This is a genomic window from Albidovulum sp. (assembly GCF_008933605.1).
Taxonomy (GTDB): domain Bacteria; phylum Pseudomonadota; class Alphaproteobacteria; order Rhodobacterales; family Rhodobacteraceae; genus Albidovulum.
Window position 1 is genome coordinate 22,331 of record NZ_WBUS01000003.1, and the last position, 16,513, is coordinate 38,843.

Annotated in this window: 13 protein-coding genes; 6 read left to right on the plus strand and 7 right to left on the minus strand. The window is 65.6% G+C overall.

Features of this window, described 5'->3' with window-relative positions; all coding sequences use genetic code 11:
* Window positions 1-138: 138 nt before the first annotated feature.
* Together F9K34_RS00820 and F9K34_RS00825 are read left to right on the plus strand one after the other, a co-directional pair.
* Window positions 139-1,455 (plus strand): nucleotide sugar dehydrogenase, encoded by a 1,317-nt coding sequence (locus F9K34_RS00820; RefSeq protein ID WP_291334567.1) that lies wholly within the window; start codon window positions 139-141, stop codon window positions 1,453-1,455.
* Window positions 1,439-2,662, plus strand: a complete 1,224-nt coding sequence (locus tag F9K34_RS00825) for a glycosyltransferase family 4 protein (protein ID WP_291334568.1) — start codon at window positions 1,439-1,441, stop codon at window positions 2,660-2,662. Before F9K34_RS00820 ends, F9K34_RS00825 begins: the two co-directional genes overlap by 17 nt.
* Here the strand turns inward: F9K34_RS00825 and F9K34_RS00830 are convergent, their stop codons facing one another.
* The 6 genes from F9K34_RS00830 to F9K34_RS00855 all read right to left on the minus strand — a co-directional run bounded on the left by F9K34_RS00830 (window position 2,663) and on the right by F9K34_RS00855 (window position 10,619).
* Window positions 2,663-3,322, minus strand: a complete 660-nt coding sequence (locus tag F9K34_RS00830) for a rhomboid family intramembrane serine protease (RefSeq protein ID WP_291334569.1) — start codon at window positions 3,320-3,322, stop codon at window positions 2,663-2,665. It lies immediately after the preceding gene.
* A gap of 54 nt (window positions 3,323-3,376) precedes the next feature.
* Window positions 3,377-4,993 carry a VPLPA-CTERM-specific exosortase XrtD gene (gene xrtD / locus F9K34_RS00835; protein WP_366557749.1) on the minus strand — a complete coding sequence of 539 codons (1,617 nt, stop codon included), beginning with the start codon at window positions 4,991-4,993 and terminating at the stop codon, window positions 3,377-3,379.
* Window positions 4,994-5,130: 137 nt separating this feature from the next.
* Entirely contained in the window at window positions 5,131-6,423 is a 1,293-nt protein-coding gene (locus F9K34_RS00840) for a hypothetical protein (RefSeq protein ID WP_291334570.1), read from the minus strand.
* A gap of 206 nt (window positions 6,424-6,629) precedes the next feature.
* On the minus strand, window positions 6,630-7,265 hold the full coding sequence (locus F9K34_RS00845; protein WP_291334571.1) for a polysaccharide biosynthesis/export family protein: 636 nt from the start codon (window positions 7,263-7,265) through the stop codon (window positions 6,630-6,632).
* Window positions 7,266-7,401: 136 nt separating this feature from the next.
* A complete protein-coding gene (locus F9K34_RS00850; RefSeq protein ID WP_291334572.1) occupies window positions 7,402-9,852 on the minus strand; it encodes a tetratricopeptide repeat protein in 2,451 nt (816 codons plus the stop codon).
* A 116-nt stretch (window positions 9,853-9,968) separates the two neighbouring features.
* Window positions 9,969-10,619: a sugar transferase gene (locus tag F9K34_RS00855; RefSeq protein ID WP_291334573.1), complete on the minus strand. Its 651-nt coding sequence runs from the start codon at window positions 10,617-10,619 to the stop codon at window positions 9,969-9,971.
* 542 nt (window positions 10,620-11,161) lie between these two features.
* Here F9K34_RS00855 and F9K34_RS00860 point away from each other — a divergent pair.
* The 3 genes from F9K34_RS00860 to F9K34_RS00870 are packed head-to-tail and all read left to right on the plus strand — an operon-like array spanning window position 11,162 to window position 14,461.
* Complete coding sequence (locus F9K34_RS00860; RefSeq protein ID WP_291334574.1) at window positions 11,162-12,052, plus strand: ExeA family protein; 891 nt, start codon at window positions 11,162-11,164, stop codon at window positions 12,050-12,052.
* Window positions 12,049-13,581 (plus strand): GumC family protein, encoded by a 1,533-nt coding sequence (locus tag F9K34_RS00865; RefSeq protein ID WP_291334575.1) that lies wholly within the window; start codon window positions 12,049-12,051, stop codon window positions 13,579-13,581. Before F9K34_RS00860 ends, F9K34_RS00865 begins: the two co-directional genes overlap by 4 nt.
* A 55-nt stretch (window positions 13,582-13,636) precedes the next feature.
* On the plus strand, window positions 13,637-14,461 hold the full coding sequence (locus F9K34_RS00870; RefSeq protein ID WP_291334576.1) for a CpsD/CapB family tyrosine-protein kinase: 825 nt from the start codon (window positions 13,637-13,639) through the stop codon (window positions 14,459-14,461).
* A gap of 120 nt (window positions 14,462-14,581) precedes the next feature.
* Here the strand turns inward: F9K34_RS00870 and F9K34_RS00875 are convergent, their stop codons facing one another.
* Window positions 14,582-15,244 (minus strand): VPLPA-CTERM sorting domain-containing protein, encoded by a 663-nt coding sequence (locus F9K34_RS00875; protein WP_291334577.1) that lies wholly within the window; start codon window positions 15,242-15,244, stop codon window positions 14,582-14,584.
* Window positions 15,245-15,578: 334 nt separating this feature from the next.
* Between F9K34_RS00875 and F9K34_RS00880 the strand changes: the two genes are divergently transcribed.
* Window positions 15,579-16,451, plus strand: a complete 873-nt coding sequence (locus F9K34_RS00880) for a glycosyltransferase family 2 protein (RefSeq protein WP_291334578.1) — start codon at window positions 15,579-15,581, stop codon at window positions 16,449-16,451.
* The last annotated feature ends 62 nt before the right edge of the window (window positions 16,452-16,513 follow it).

The window sequence follows — 16,513 nt, forward strand, 5'->3', positions numbered from 1 at the left end:
AGAAGATTGGTTTTGCCCCGGCGGAATCGCTCGGTTAGGTCTGGCGCGGCATCCGGCCGGGGCAGGCGGCGCCCACAACACGGAAGTTCCACCCCGTTGGCGCACTGCCGGGTGGATGAGAGACATGCGAGGTCACCAGTGAAGATCGCAGTTTTCGGCATGGGTTACGTCGGTGTCGTCTCCGCCGCCTGTCTCGCCCGGGACGGCCACGAGGTCACGGGCGTCGACCCGCAGCCCGCCAAGGTCCAGATCGTCAATTCCGGCAAGGCCCCGATCATCGAGATGAACGTGAGCGAGCTGATCGAGGAGGCGGTGGCCAGCGGCCGCTTGCGCGCCACGACCTCGGCCGCCGAGGCGGTCGTGGCGACGGACCTCAGCCTCGTCTGCGTTGGCACACCCTCGCGCAAGAACGGCAGTCTCGACACTTCGGCAGTGGAGCGTGTCTGCGAGGAAATCGGCGCGGCGATCGCGGCGAAGGGCAGGCCGCACACCGTCGTCATCCGCTCCACCATCCTGCCGGGCACGATGCGGGGCGTGGTGATCCCGGCCTTCGAACGGGCGCTGGGCGACCGGACGGGCGCGCTCTTGCGGCTGGCCAACAACCCCGAGTTCCTCCGCGAATCCACCGCCGTCCATGACTACGACAACCCACCCAAGACCGTCGTCGGGTCTGACGACCCGGGCGTCGCGCAGGCGGTGATGGAGCTTTACACTGCCCTCCCTGGCCCGAAATTCGCCACCCGCCTCGAAGTGGCCGAGATGGTGAAATACGCAGACAACTCCTGGCACGCCACCAAGGTCGCCTTCGCCAACGAGATCGGCAACATCGCCCAGGCCGTCGGCGTCGACAGCTGGGAGGTGATGGACATCTTCTGCCAGGACACCAAGCTCAACATCTCGTCCTACTACATGAAGCCTGGTTTCGCCTTCGGCGGCTCCTGCCTGCCCAAGGACGTGCGGGCGCTGACCTTCAAGGGCCGTGACCTCGACCTCGACCTGCCGCTTCTGAATGCGCTGATCCCCACGAACGAGGCGCAGGTCGCCCGCGCGGTCGAGATGGTGGCCGACATCGGCATCCGCAACATCGCCTTCCTCGGCATCAGCTTCAAGTCGGAGACCGACGACCTACGCGAAAGCCCGCAGGTAACGCTGGTCGAACGGCTGATCGGCAAGGGTTTCAACCTGCGGATCTACGACAAGAACGTGCATCTCGCGCGGCTTCTCGGTGCCAACCGGGCCTTTATCGAGAGCGTCATCCCCCATATCGGCGAGATCCTGTCCGATGACATGGACGCGGTGCTGGCGCATGGCGATCTGGTGATCGTCGGCAACCCGGCGCCGGAATTCCGGCTTCTGGCCGACCGTCTCGGGCCGCAGCACCGGGTGCTGGACCTTGCACGCATCCCCGGCCTCTCGGCCCATCTCGGAGAGCGGTATCGTGGCATCAACTGGTGAGGCGCTGTCCGGCGTGGGTCGCCGCGTCCTGATCGTCGTCGAGAATCTGCCCGTGCCCTTCGACCGCCGGGTCTGGGCCGAGGCGACGACGCTGGCGCAACATGGCTACACGGTCTCGGTCATCTCGCCCAAGGGCAAGGGGTTCGAGGCCGACTACGAGCTTCTCGACGGCGTCCATGTCTATCGCCACGACCTGCCGCCCGAAGGGAACTCCGCCGGCGGCTACTTGCGCGAATACGGCTCGGCGCTCTGGAACGAATTGCGCCTTGCGCTGAAGGTCCGGCGCGAGCGCGGGATCGACGTGCTGCATGGCTGCAACCCGCCCGACCTCATCTTCCTCGTCGCCTGGGCGATGCGGCCCTTCGGCGTGCGCTATCTGTTCGACCATCACGACATCTGCCCCGAGCTCTATGAGGCGAAGTTCGACAAGCGCGGCCTTCTGTGGAAGGCGATGCGGCTTTTCGAGTGGCTGACGTTCAAGACGGCAAGCGTCTCCATCGCCACGAACGAGAGCTATGCCGAGATCGCGCGGCGGCGCGGCGGGATGAAGCCGGAAGACGTGTTCGTCGTCCGCTCAGGCCCCAAGATCGAGAAGCTCGCGATCCGGCCGCCGCGGGACGACCTGAAGAAGGGGGCGAAGCATCTCATCGGTTATGTCGGCGTGATCGGCCAACAGGAGGGGCTCGACCTTCTGGTGGAGGCCGCCGAGCACATGATCCGGCGGATGGGCCGGACGGACGTTCACTTCGGCATCGTCGGCGGCGGCCCGGCGCTGGAGGAAATCCGGGCAGACGTGAAGGCGCGGGGACTGGAAGATCACTTCACCTTCACCGGCCGCGCGCCGGACGACCTGCTGCTGGACATGCTCAACACCGCCGATGTCTGCGTGAACCCCGACCGGGTGACGCCCATGAATGACCTGTCGACGATGAACAAGATCATGGAATACATGACGCTCGCCAAGCCCATCGTGCAGTTCGAGCTGAAAGAGGGGCGCGCCTCCGCCGCCGAAGCCTCGCTCTATGCGCGGCCGAACGACACGGTGGATTTCGCGGGAAAGATCGTCAGCCTCCTCGACGATCCGGGCAGGCGCGCGGACATGGGGCGGATCGGGCGCGAACGGGTGCAGGCGGCGCTGAGCTGGGCGCATTCGGTGCCGAATCTGCTGGCCGCCTACGACCGGATCTTCGCCAAGATCGGGCGTTAGTCACCCCGCCCGACGCGGCGCCACCGCAGTTGCATAGAGCCATCCGGCGACGAAGCCGCCAAGGTGCGCCTGCCAGGCAAGAGCGCCGCCCGAGGTCCAGGCGAGGATGGCGTTGCCCGCGGCAAGGCCGAACACCATGGCGAGCACGTTGCGGACGGGCAGGGCGCGGGCGACGCGCCGGTCGAACTCCAGCGCCAGGAGCGCGCCGGCCAGGCCGAAGAGCGCGCCCGAGGCGCCGACCATGGGCGTCGGCGCGGTGATCAGGCCGGCAAAGCCGACCGCACCGCCAAGAAGCGATACCGCATAGGCCCGGAGGAATCCCTGCGCGCCGATCCGTGCCGCCACCGGACCGGCGAGGAGGAAGAGCGTCGTCATGTTCACGGCGAGGTGCCAGAGTCCGGCGTGCAGAAAGCCGTAGCTGGCGAACATCGCCCAGCGCTGGCCGGCGTAGTTCGGCCGCCAGTCGCCAAGGAGGCCGGGCCAGAAGCCCGCATACTGATAGGTCGTGAGCCGCCACCACGGCTTGCCCCAGAGCCCGATGTCCGCCCCGGCCAGGACGCATTCGGTCAGGATGCAGATGGCGGCGATCACCCAGGCCGATCGGGGAACTGGACCGCCGAGATACCCGGGGTCGGGGGGCGTGCGGTCCGCGTCTTTCATGTGCGCATCCTGCCGATGCGCGGCCATTCCGCAAGTGGGCCCGCAACCGGCGGATCAGAACGGAACGAACTGCGGCAGCCGGGCAAGGCTCAGCCGCATGAAACGCATCAGCCGTGCCTCGGCATCCGCCTCCGTCTCGCCGGGCTCGATCGGCGTCACGTAGCGGACGAGCGCGCCGTCGGTCCGCCCCATCCTGAGGCTGTCGGTCAGGACCGAGAGCTTCGCGTGGAAGTCGTTGGCGATTCGCTTGCCGCGCCCCTCGAACCAGTAGAGGACAAGCTGCTTCGACAGCCCCTTCTGAATGACCGCCCGGTTGGCGTTGAACTGCCCGTATCCCACATCCGAAAGGTCGAGCGGCACTTCCTGCAGGGTGAAGACCTCCCACCCGCCCGTGGGCAGGCAGACCTCGGGCGAGTGGATGCCCTGCCCCTCGGTCTGCTTGGCATAATAGGCGACGAAAAAGCTCACCACCTCCGCCTCGCCGGGCTTCTGGTAGAAGGCGTTGAGGTAGTCATCTGCCGCGAGCACACGCTCGATGTCCGGCTCCAGGTCGACGGTGTAGCTCTGCCAGTCACCGACCTGGCGCGGGAACAGGAGGAGCGGGTCGCGGTTAGGGGCCGTGACCTCGGTCGCGGGAAGCGTGTGCCAGGCGGTGGAGGCGGCGGCGGTGATCAGCACGGCGAAGAGGAGCGCGCCTGAGGCGCGGATCGCGAAGATGCGGGTGAAGATCGTGCCGAATCCTTCGAAATCGAGGTCGATCGCCTCGGACAGCGTCAAGGGAGTCGGCGCGAGGCGCTGGAGAACCATGGCAAGCCCAAAGAGGATTGCCACGCAGATGAGGAAGATCACCCAACCTTCGAAAAAGTGCAGGAACCCTTCTGCCTGCTCGATCCCGTAGTTGTTCACGAGAACGCCGATGACCGCGATCCTCACCGAGTTCATCACGACCGTGAGCGGCGCGGCCGAGAGCAGGAGCAGCGCCTTGTGCCAGAGGGGGCCCCGGTAGAGGATCGCGAACAGGTAGGAAAAACTGAGGATCGGGAACAGGTAGCGCAGGCCCGAGCACGCCTCGGCCACCTGGAGCTTGTAGACGCCGAGGTCGATCACGTTGCCTTCGAGAAAGACCGCGACGCCACCGAGGTTCAGCAGCCAGACCCCCAGCGCCGACGAGACCCACTGCAGGAAGATCGTGAGCTTCCAGTAAATGAACTGCGGCAGCGGCAGCATGAAGACCAGGTGAAAGACCGGCAGCATGTGCAGCCGCCCGCGGCTCCAGCCGAACACCGTCAGCACGACGCCCGCGACCCAGAGGATGAAGGCGTAGGTGACGATGTCGGGCACCCGCATGAGATTGCCGAGCCCGGCGAGGGCCAGCGCACCGGCCACGACGACAAGCCCCGGCCAGCGGAGCCGGACCTCGGGCGCCGGAGGCGGCATGCGCCTGAGTTCCCGCAGGAAAAGGTAGAGCGAGATGAGCGGGATGAGCGGCCCGTGGCTGTATTCCGCGGTGGACCAGGCGAGCGCGAGCGAGACATGGCCGATCCAGAAGATCGGCAGCGAGACGAGGATCAGGAGCACGAAAAGCACGAAGCCGGCCGGCTTCACGGCGCTGAACCTAAGGGCGTCGGACCCGCCGGGGCTGGTGGACTGGCTCATCTTAAGGTCACTCACGCGGATCGGACGCGCGCAAATCTACGGGAAGAACGGCAGGATGGCGACCGCTTTCGGCGTCTGCGCGGTCACAAGTCCGCGGGAAGGCACAGGTGTTTCGCGGACGGAACAGACAGCGCCGGGCCACCGCCACTGTCTCACGGGCGGAAGCTGAACGTGCGGCCGAGCGTGACGAAGACCGAGTTCGACTGCGCATCGCCTGGCGCGGAGGAATCCGAACGGTGGCGCAGAAGTACCCCTCCGGTCAGCGCCCAGTCCTGGGTCAGGTCATGGGTGTAGGCCGCCCGCAGGGTTGTCCGGTCGATCGTCGGCGCGGCGCCGATCCCGGCGCTTTCCGAGCGGCCCCAGTTCACCGAGAAATCGAGCCGCGAGTTGTTGTTGATGTCGTAGCCATAGGCGACCGTCAGACGGGTATCGAGAACGTCCTCGCTGGAATTGTTCGTGTTGACCCCCCGATTGAGCGACACCGAGACGTTCGACGACGAAAGCTGACGGCTGTAGGCGAGTGTTGCCACGGCATAGGTGTTTCCGCTCGGGGCATGGGTGGCGCCGATCGAGCCCGAGAAGGTGCCGAGCGGAAGTTGCAGGCTGCGGCCGAAACGGAACGTCTCGCGCGATCCGTTCTGGTTTACCGAAGAGTCGGCGGCGAAATACGCGGTGCCGTTCGCAAGCGTCTGGGTCAGCGTCACGGCCCCGGTCAGGCCGTCGCGCTGGGTGGTGCCGGTCAGCGTGTCGGTTTCGACCTCGGTGACGCCCAGGCGCGCGTCGAGGACGAGCACCGGGTTGATGTCCTGGACCACACCTATCGAATAGTCGATCGTCGTGCGGTCGGTCTGCGGCGTGTCTTCGGCCGTGTAATGCGCATATCCCGCGTTGAACCGGAGGCTGGTGATCGGCGATACCTTCAGCGCGACGGTGGCGTTCACGTCATCGTTCTTCGTGTCGAAGAGCCGGGCGTTCGCCGCAAGTGCCGCGGCGTCGTAGTCCTTCTCGTCGTGGCTGAGGCTCAGCGTGAAGGTCAGCGGATCGTTGAGTCCCGTGACATAGGACACGCCGGCATTGCGGATCGTCATCGTGCCGCCGCCGGAATAGAAGGCCCCGGCGTTCGTTTCCTCCTGCTCGATCTGGAACGGGTCGAGAAACTCGCGGTCCACGTGCCGGTAGCGGCCGGTAAGGGTCAGCTGGCTGTTCACCCCGTCGAGACGGTAGCGCAAGCGCAGGTTGGGGTCTTCGAACCCGGAAAGCGAGCGCCCCGGAATGTCGCCGTACCGGAGCACGCCGGAACCGTTGATCGACAGATCCTGCACGCCCGTGACGTTCGAAAGACCGAACGTGAGCGTGTTGTCCCATATCGTCGAGGTGCCGGCGCTGGTCTGCTGGAGCTGGAAATTGTCATCGACGGTGAGCTTCGTGCTGACCCCGATATCCACCTGCAGACCCCCGCGAGCCGGCGTGGCCGGCTGGGCTGCCGTCCCGGCAGCGGTACCGGTCGCAGCGGTTGCCGTCGTGCCCGGAGGCGTATAGCCCGTCACCGATGTGCCAGCGCTCCCCTGGGGGAGCGCCATACCGGGCCAGATTGTCGAAAGCGTCGCGATTGTCGCGATCGTTGTTCTGCTCGTCCCCACCGTATCCGCCTTTATTCGAAGAGTTTGCGCTCCGGCGCCACGATCACGTCACCGTCTCGCAACACGATCACCGGGGCCTTGGCTCCGGCCTGGATGGCCTTGTAGTTGAAGTTGTACACGGTTTCCAAACCCGTCTTCTTGTCCGGACGGTGCAGCTGGATCCTCTTGGTCGCGGCGAACCGGGTCAGACCGCCCGTTTCGGCCAGGAACTGAAGGAGCGTCGTGCCGGACTGGATGTCGAGCCGCCCCTGGGTGTTGAATTCGCCGACGGCGTAGACGGCGACCGTGCCATAGGGCCGCACGTTCGCGGCCGCGGCCTGCGCCTGTGCGGCGTTCAGGGCCGAGGTCATTTGGTTGAGCTGGCCCACCGAGAGGAACACGGTCGGGGGCGAGGCGAAGTTTGGCGCCAGCGCGGCCGAGATCGCATTGCGCATCGATTCCACGCTCTTGCCGGTTGCCTGCACGGTTCCGACGAGCGGCAGGCTGACGCTTCCGTCGGGCAGGACGAGAAGGCTGCGGTTGAGGCTCGGGTCTTCCAGGACCTCCATCTGCAACACGTCGCCGGGCTGGATGCGATAACCGCTTTGCGCCCAGGCCGCCGGCACCATGAGCACGGCGAGGAGGAGACCAGCGAGAGCTCTGAACATTTCAGTTCCTCAGTCACATTCGAATCGTAGGAAGCCTAAGCCGGGGCCGCGGGAAATCAAAATGTTAGTTTCCGAACCTCGCCGCGGAACGCCCCCCGGGCATCATTTCGTGCCTCATGGGCAACAGCCGGAGGGGTCAGTTTCCAACCTTGACACCATTCGCCTCGAGCGTGGCCTTTTCCTGCCGCGCAGCCGCCACAAACGGCCGCGAATCGGTCGCCTCCACCCGGGCGAGCGCCTCGTTGAACTGCGCGAGCGCCTCGGCGTCTCGGCCGAGCTTGAGGTAGGTCATGGCAAGGTGGAAGCGAACCTGCGGATCCTCGCCAAGCCCCTGAACGGCCTTCTCCAGTTCCTTCACCGCATCGTCGTAGTTCCCGCGCTGATAGGCGATCCAGCCGTAGGTGTCCTGATACGGCGGCATGTCGCTGCCGCGCAGGCGGCGCGCGATGACCTCGGCGCGGGCAAGGCTGTCGGGGTCCGTCCGGTGCGAGGCGAGCAGGCTGGCCAGGTTGTTCGCGATCACCGGATTGGCGCTGTTCTCGCGATAGAGGTCCTCGTAGATCGCGATCGCCCCGTCGAGGTCGCCCTTGCGCTCGAGGAAGCCTGCCTTCGCCCACTTGAGCTCGCCCGACCCGGGGACGGCGGCCAGCCCCTCGTCGATGACGGCACTGGCGTCGTCGAAGCGGGCGGGGTCGTTCAGGATGGCGCGCGACAGCGCCATCCAGGCCGGCACCCGGGTCTTGTCCTCGGCGAGAAGCGCGCGATACCGCTCTTCGGCCCCGGCGAGATCGCCGGTCAGCGCACGGACCGAAGCATCGACGAAGCGAAGGTCGGGGTCATCGGGGTTCTCGGCCACGAGACTTGCCGCATAGGCGAGGGCCTTGTCGTTCTGCCCGTGCGCGAGATGGGTGCGGAGGATCGCGATCTTCGCGTCGAGCCCGCCCTTGCCCTCGGTGACGAGCCTTTGCAGGTAGCCGATGGCCCGGTCGGTGTCCTCCTGACCCGAAAAGATCGCGGCTCTCAGCGCCTGCGCAGCCGGCCGCACCGTCGGATCGTCCTGCGCCTCAAGCTCGGCCGCCACGGTTTCGGCGCGCGGCCAGTCCTGCATCTCGACATAGATCTGGCCAAGCGGCATCAGCAGCGAGACGTTTCCCGGCGCGATACGCAGCGCCTCGATGAGCACACTTTCGGCCGGGATCAGCTTGCGCTCCGCGGCCAGAAGCTGCGCATACCTGAGCGATTCCGCCGGCGCCCGGTTCGATGCCTGCACGGCGAGCGACAGGGACTCCCGCATCAGGTCGCGGTTTCCGTCCCGTTCGTAGGCCTGTGCCATCAGCGTCAGGATGCTGGCGTCGCGCGGGTTCTGGTCATAGGCGCGGCGCAGGATGGCGATCGCCTCGCCGACCTGGTCGTCGAGGACAAGCCAGTTCGCCTTCAGCTTCAGCGCCTCGGCGTCGCCGCTGTCCTCTTCCAGGACCTCCTCCACCAGCGCCCGGGCGCCGACCGCGTTGCCCGTGCTCGTGAGCATGCGCGCGAGCCCGACCTTCGTTCGCCGGGTTTCCTGCGAGGGTTCCGCACTGTCCAGGATGGCCTGCATCTCGGTGATCGCCTCGTCCCGGCGGCCGAGGTCGAAGATAAACCCCGCGCGTGCGGCGCGATAGACGGACGAGGTCGCGCCGTCGGCGATCAGGCGATCGAGCTCGGCGACGGCGGCCTCGGCGCCATGTGTCTCGGAGAGAAAGCGGACCAGTTGCAACGCGGGTTCCTGATCCGGCGCGCCAGGGGCAATGCGGCTCCTGAGGAAGGCTTCGGCCTTGTCGATCTGGCCTTTGGACTCGTACCAGCGGACCAGCGCTTGCCCCATCTCGGGGGCGTCGTCGAACCGTGCGACCATGTCGATCAGGCCGGCCTCGACCGCGGCGTCATCGCCGAGCGCGGCGTGGATCGACAGGCGCTGGGCGTAGAGGGCGCGGTCCTCGGGGGCGAGGGCGAGTGCGGTGCCGATCGCGTCGAGTGCCGGCCCGTAGTCCTGCGCCCGGATGAGATCGTCGATGACGACCCGGTGCAGGAGAAGGCTTGTCGGCACCTTCTTGAGGAGTTCGCGCGCGCGCCGCGAGGACTCCACGATGGCGCCGGCATCGTTCGCCTCGGCGGCGATCGCGTAGTCCGCCGCAGTCCGGATCGCTTCCAGGGTGGCGTCGCCCGGGCTCCGCTTCAGGGCCTCGCCGGCATAGCGCTGCGCGGTCTTCCAGTCGCCGGCTTCGGCGCCGATTTCCGCAAGCGCGACCTGCCCGCCATGGTCGCCGGGATATTGCTCGACCAGCCGGAGGTATTGCGCGAAGGCCTCCCGCAGCCGGCCGCGACCACGCTCGGCCTCCGCGTAGGCGCGGCGGGCCTCGCGGTGGGTTCCGTCAAGCTGGAAGACGTTGCGGAACTCGACCAGTGCACGATCGACGTCGCCGGCCTGAAGGTACTCCATCCCCGCCTGGTAGTGTTTCTCGGCGCGCTCCTGGGCCGAATCGCACGCAGCGAGAATCGCAAGCGCGGCGGTGAGCGTGACCGTCGTCAGAAACCTGCGTAGAGCCATCCGTCTTCCTCGATGCTCCCGGCCCTGCGCCCGCTCGCGATGCGGGTCTCAGGCCGGCGAACGCCCCCACGTCCTCTTACCGGTGCGTTTTGCCCGACCGCGCGGGCTGCGTCAAATCAATAGCCTGTTCCCCGGACCACCACGCGGGTCGTGGCAACGAGCAGCCTGAGGTCGTTCACCAGCGAAATCGTCGCCTCGTACTCCCTGTCGAAATCGGCACGTTTCGAAAACTCCACCTCGTTGCGTTCGGACACCTGCCAGGGACCGGTGATCCCCGGCCTTACCGCGTAATAGGCCAGGCCGCTGTAGAGCGTCCGCTGCGACGGCATCATCGGCCGGGGCCCGACCAGCGACATGTCACCGATGAGCACGTTCCACAACTGCGGCAGTTCATCGAGCGAGGTCTTTCGCAGGAAACGTCCGATGCCGGTGATGCGCGGGTCGGTCTTGAGCTTCTGCGTGCTGTTCCACTCGAGCCGCGCCTCGGGGTTCCGGTCCAAGTAGCGCTCCAGCATCGTATCGGCATTCGGCACCATGGTCCTGAGCTTCAGCATCCGGAAGGTGCGTCCGCCGCGCCCCACGCGGTCGTTCCAGTAGAACGGCGACGAGCCGTCCAGGGCGACGGCGGCGGCGAGCAGCAGGATGAGTGGAACGACGACGATGCTGGCAATGACGACCGCCGACACGTCCAGCAGCCGTTTCCCGTAGTTCCGGTAGATGCCGCGCCGTTTGGGGATGTTCACGGGGCCCATGGGAGCGCTGGCCATGCCAAAGTCTTCGGAAGGGTCATGGAGCTGGAGAGTCATACCCTTGTTCCGGTCACGACCGCGGTCACTCACACTCAACCCGGCAAAACTGACGCCTCTGTCCGGCGCACGACTGTAATTGCGATTCCACGAATGCACCCACATCCGCCCGAGGTTCTTAGCATCTTATGGGGTGCGGAGGAACGAACATTTGGAATTTGTGCGTTTTTTGCTGTCGCGCCGCAGTATCGCCGTTCGTTTGTGTGCAAAGAATCGCCCAATGCAGGCGGCTATCGGCGGCATCCGTTTCTTACTCCGCAACAGTGGCCCCGACCTCCGGTTTTGTGCTGTCGCGGCGCCGGCGCGGACGTTCTGGCGAGACAATGATTCGAGTCCGATGTAAGAACCGCTGCGGGCTTGAGGTTGCCTGCCGGCAAGGCGCCATCAAGTTGCCGAAGTTATGTGACCATTTGGCCCGTGAGATTCCGGGCCGACCGGCGTAGATAGATCCGTGGCGGACGGGTGTCGGGAAGGTGTCCCGCCGCGTGAGAAGTGGATTGTGGATGAACAAGGCGGTGGAGCCAGCAACGGACGACCAGAGCAGCGTCGGCTTTTACATGGACTTCTTCGGGTTTCGCGAGCGTCCGTTCACGCTCGTGCCGGACCCGGACTTCCTGTTCTGGTCGCCTCAGCACCGGCGCGCCTATTCGGTGCTGGAGTTCGGCATCCTCAGCCGTGCGCCGATCACGCTCGTCACTGGCGGTGTGGGGTGCGGAAAGACCACGCTTCTCCGCGAGCTCCTGCGCCAGTTCGGCAACAAGGTCACGGTCGGGCTGATTTCCAACGCCCAGGGCGGGCGGGGGGAGCTGATCCAGTGGGTCCTGAATTCGCTCGGCGTCGAGTTCGACCCGAACGTGGGTTACGTGCAGCTCTTCCAGAAGCTGCAGGACTACCTGATCGACGAGTATGCCTCGGGCCGGCGCGTCGTGCTGATCTTCGATGAGGCGCAGAACCTGTCGCCTGAGAGCCTCGAAGAGCTCCGCATGCTCACCAACATCAACTCGGGCAAGGACGAGGTCATCCAGCTCGTCCTGGTCGGCCAGCCCGAGCTTCGGGAAATGGTGCTTGACCCGTCGCTGCGCCAGCTGGCGCAGCGGATCGCGGCGAGCTTCCACCTCCTCCCGCTCGATGAAAACGCGGTTGTGGACCTTATCGGCCACCGGCTCAGGGCCGCGGGCGGCACCGGCGAGGAGATAACCGAAGGCGCAGCGCGGATGATCCACCGCTCGACCCACGGGGTGCCGCGTCTGGTCAACCAGCTCTGCGACATGGCATTGCTCTATGCCTGGAGCATGGATAACCACCATGTTGACGAACACGTGGTTCAATCCGTGCTCGATGATGGGGTATTCTTTGCCGCACAGATCGCGGCCGAGGAAGAGAAGCGCAAATGAATCTGGACCTGTCTTTCTACCTAGCGGTCTTCCTGCGGCGGCTGCCCTATTTCATCATCATCTTCGCGCTGGTCTCGGCCGCGGCGATTGCGGCGGCATTCCTCCTGCCGCCGGTCTATCGGGCGAACTCGGTCCTTCTCGTGGAGAGTTCGCAGATCCCCGGGGCCCTGGCCGCTCCGACCGTCCAGGCGCAGGCGCTGGAAAAGCTGCAGACCATCGAGAACCGTCTCATGACCCGGACCAACCTTCTGGAAATCGCCCAGAAGCTGAAGGTCTTCAAGGAAATGGGGAAGATGACGCCGGACGACATCGTCGGAGCGATGCGCACGAATACCAGGATCACGAAGAGCGCGGGTCGCGGTCAGGCGACCATCATGACCGTCGAGTTCGAGGGCGAAAGCGGGCCCGTCGTCGCCGGCGTGGTGAACGAATATGTGACGCTGATCCTGAACGAGGATGTCGCCACGCGGACGGAACGCGCCGAAACGACGGTGGAGTTCTTCGACCAGGAAGTGAAGCGCCTGTCGGGCGAGCTTGACGCGATGAGCGCCAAGATCCTCGACTTCCAGAACAAGAACGCCGACGCGCTGCCGAACACGCTGCAATACCGGCTTGGCCAGCAGACGCTCCTCCAGAACACGCTGGCCACGGCCGAGCGTGACATCACGCTTCTGAAGGACCAGAAGAAGCAGATGATCGCGCTCTTCAACGCGACCGGCCAGATCACCGGCTCCACGGCGAACCAGACGCCCGAGGCGCAGCAACTCGCGCAGCTGCGCCAGCAGATGAACACCTTCACGGCGACCTATTCGCCGACGAACCCCAAGGTCAGGCAGCTTCAGGCGCAGATCGACCAGCTTGAGGAGATCGTGAAGGCCCAGCAGCTTCCCGCCGGGGCAGCAACCACGCAGATGTCGCCGCTCGACATCCAGCTTGCGAGCCTCGACACGCAGATCGGTGCGCTCGAGGCGCAGCGCGAGCAGCTTCTCGAGCAGTTGGCAGTCTTGAAGGATTCGATCGACCGAACGCCTGCCAATCAGATCGCTCTCGATGCTCTGAACCGCGATTACACGAACGTCCAGCAGCAGTACAACACGGCGGTGGCGCGGCAGGCCCAGGCGTCGGCGGGCGAGCAGATCGAGATCCGCTCGAAGGGCGAGCGAATCTCGGTCGTCGATGCCGCGACGGTGCCGGATCGTCCGGTGAAACCCGACCGCATGCTGATTGCGGGCGGCGGTGTTGTGGCCGGCGCCGGGCTCGGGATCGCCGTGATCGTCCTCATGGAGCTTCTCAACCGCGCGGTGCGGCGGCCCAAGGATCTGATCAATGCCTTCGGCATCACGCCGATCGCGACCATTCCCTACATGCGCACGCCGTCCGAGACGATGATGCGCCGGTCCGGATTCGCCGCGATGCTGCTGATCGCGGTGATCGGGATTCCGGCGATCATCTACGCGGTGCATGCCTATTACCAGCCGCTCGACGTCCTCTTCGGCAAGGTCATGGCAAAGCTGGGAATCCGGTTGTGACGGCCCAGGATCCGTTCGTCACCGTCGTCCGCAAGCGGCAGGAGTAGCGAAGCAGATGGAAAAGCTCGAAGCAGCACTGGCGAAGGCGCGAGAGATGCGTCGCGCGGCGCTCGGGGCTCCGGAAGTCGTGCGCGAGAAGGTGACCCCCGCGGGGGCCCCCAGCATTGACGCCTGGACCTCCCTTCCCGAGGTGACACTTACGCCGGGCAAGGCGCTTCGCCACCGCATCACCGCCCTTGCCGGCAACAAGGATGCGACGCCTTACGACATGCTGCGTTCCCGGACGATCCGGCTCATGAAGGAAAAGGGCTGGACCCGGCTCGCTATCACCTCGCCCGGCGCTGCCTGCGGCAAGACGACGGTCGCGCTCAACCTTGCGCTCAGCCTGTCCCGCCAGAAGGACCTCAAGGTCATGCTGATCGACTTGGACCTCCGGCGGCCGTCCCTGCACCGCGCCTTCGGCCATTTGCCCGGCCGGTCCATGCACGAGGTCCTTGACGGGTCCGCGGCGTTCGAGGATGTCGCTGTCCGGATGGGCGACAACCTCGTCCTGGCCATGAACTCGACCGCCGCATCGCATCCCGCGGAACTCCTGCAGAGTGTCGGAACGCGCGAGGTGCTCGACGTGATCGAGCGGCGCTGGCAGCCCGACATCATGCTGTTCGACATGTCGCCGATGCTGGCGACCGACGACAACGTCGGCTTTCTTGCCAATGTCGATTGCGCGCTTCTCATCGCGGCGGCCGAGAGCACGACCCTGTCGAACATCGACCTCTGCGAAAAGGAACTGGCACAGCTGACCAATGTGCTCGGGGTCGTGCTGAACAAGTGCCGCTATCCGGACGACTCCGTCGGCTATTCCTACGGCGGCTACACCTGAACGAATCTGCCGACCTGCCCCCGGGAAGGCTTGCCGGACGGCCCGTCGTGCGCTTGAGGACTTAGACAAATGAAAAGGCCGGGCGAAAGCCCGGCCCTTCTTGATTTTCGTTCGCCCATGTCAGGCCGACTTGCGGCGGCGGCGCAGGGCCGCGAGCCCGGCAAGTCCGCCGAGCAGCATCACGCCCGCAGCGGGAACCGGAACCGGGGCGATGCCGATGCCGGCGAGGGCGCCGTCAGCGACGCCATAGCCGTCATTGGATGCCAGCACCGTGAACCGGATCACCGATGCGTAGACCGGCCCGAAGGTTGCACCCACGAACCCGGACGTACCCGTCCCGGCGGTATCCGTGGCCGCGAGTGTAATCAGCGGGTTGCCGCCGTTGATCGATGCCTTGCCCACTTCGAGAGACGACCCGTCGGCGGAGCGGAAGAGGTCGAGGAAATAGATCGCGTCGATCAGCACCGGGGCGCTGAAGGTGATGTCGATCCACTCGTAGCGGTTCGGCCAGGTCGAGATTTCGTCGTCGTTGCGGCCGACGCCGTAACCGTCCGTCTCGAAGGACAGGCCCGTGCCGGTCGGCGTCGGGCTGCCGTCGAAGGACTGAGAGTTGTTGAGGATCCCGCTCGACGAAAGGTGCCAGGTAACGGCTCCTTGGAACAGCGATCCGGAATGGCCCGTCGATGCCTTGGTGAAGTCGATCACATAAGCATTCGCTGCCGATGCGGCAGCCGCAAGCATCACACCGGCGATCGCACCCACGATCTTGTTCTTGGCAAGCATTTCCACCCCTTCACTTCCCGATTGTCAGCACTCGAACACCTTCCAAGAGTTTTCTACCACAGTCTGTCCTTGCTTCGCCATCCCTATGCCATCTTTTTTCCTTTTTTTCGTTGAAAGCCCGTGCGAATCAACTTCTGGTTGTTAGCGTTGGTGCAACCTGAGGATGATCCTGCCGGATGAGGATCTTTGTTGACCAATGGTGAACGGTTGCGGGTGCGAATTCCGGCAAAGATGAGGCAGAAGCCCGAGTATCGTTTCACCATGGAGACTTGGGGGTTCAGTTCACCGGCCCGGGCATGGCAGGAGGATAAGTCAGGGGAGAATCACTTCCGTCATGAACGCCGGCCACGTCGTCATCATTCCGCATTTCAACGATTCCGCACGGCTCGGCCGCTGCCTCGACGCTTTACGGACGCAGGACCGGACCGGCGTGGATGTCGTCGTCGTGGACAACGGCTCGACCGAGCCTCTGGACAAGGTGAAGGCCGCGAATCCGGATGTGCGCTTCGTGGTGGAACCCGGGAAGGGGGCAGCACTCGCCCGCAACCGGGGGGTGGCAGAAAGCCGCGCTGAGGCGATCATCTTCCTCGACGCCGACTGCGTTCCCGCGCCCGGCTGGCTCGCGGCGGCGTGTCGCGCCGCCGGCCGCGCCGACATCGTTGGCGGTGCCATCGACGTCTTTGACGAAACTCCGCCGCCGCGCTCCGGGGCGGAGGCGTTCGAAACCGTGTTTGCCTTCAATTACAAGGATTACATCGAGCGGAAGGGGTTTTCCGTCACCGCCAATCTCGTCACCACCCGGAAAGTGTTCGAGGCCGTGGGACCGTTCACCAACGGCCTGTCCGAGGATGCCGAATGGTGCTTCAGGGCGCGCGATAAGGGATACCGCCTGGCGCTGGACGAGAGCATGCGTGTCGCCCATCCGACGCGGTCGGACTGGCCCGCGCTCGTGCGGAAATGGCGGCGTATCGCACGCGAGATGTTCGCGCTGCACGGCCAGGCCCATCCCGGGCCGAAGGGGCGGCTGCTCTGGGCCGCCCGCGCCCTGGCCATGGCGGGAAGCTGGCTGCCGCATCTGCCGAGGCTCCTCTTCAGTTCGCGCCTGGACGGAGCGGGGGAGCGTCTGCGCGGCGCGGCGACCCTGATCCGGCTCCGGCTTCTCAGGAGCTGGTGGATGCTTCGCCAGGTTGCAGGCTCAGCCATCTGACGGGGCAAAGCAATGACCCCGCCGGACGAACCGGCGGGGCCGCGGATCGCGCAACCTGCGCG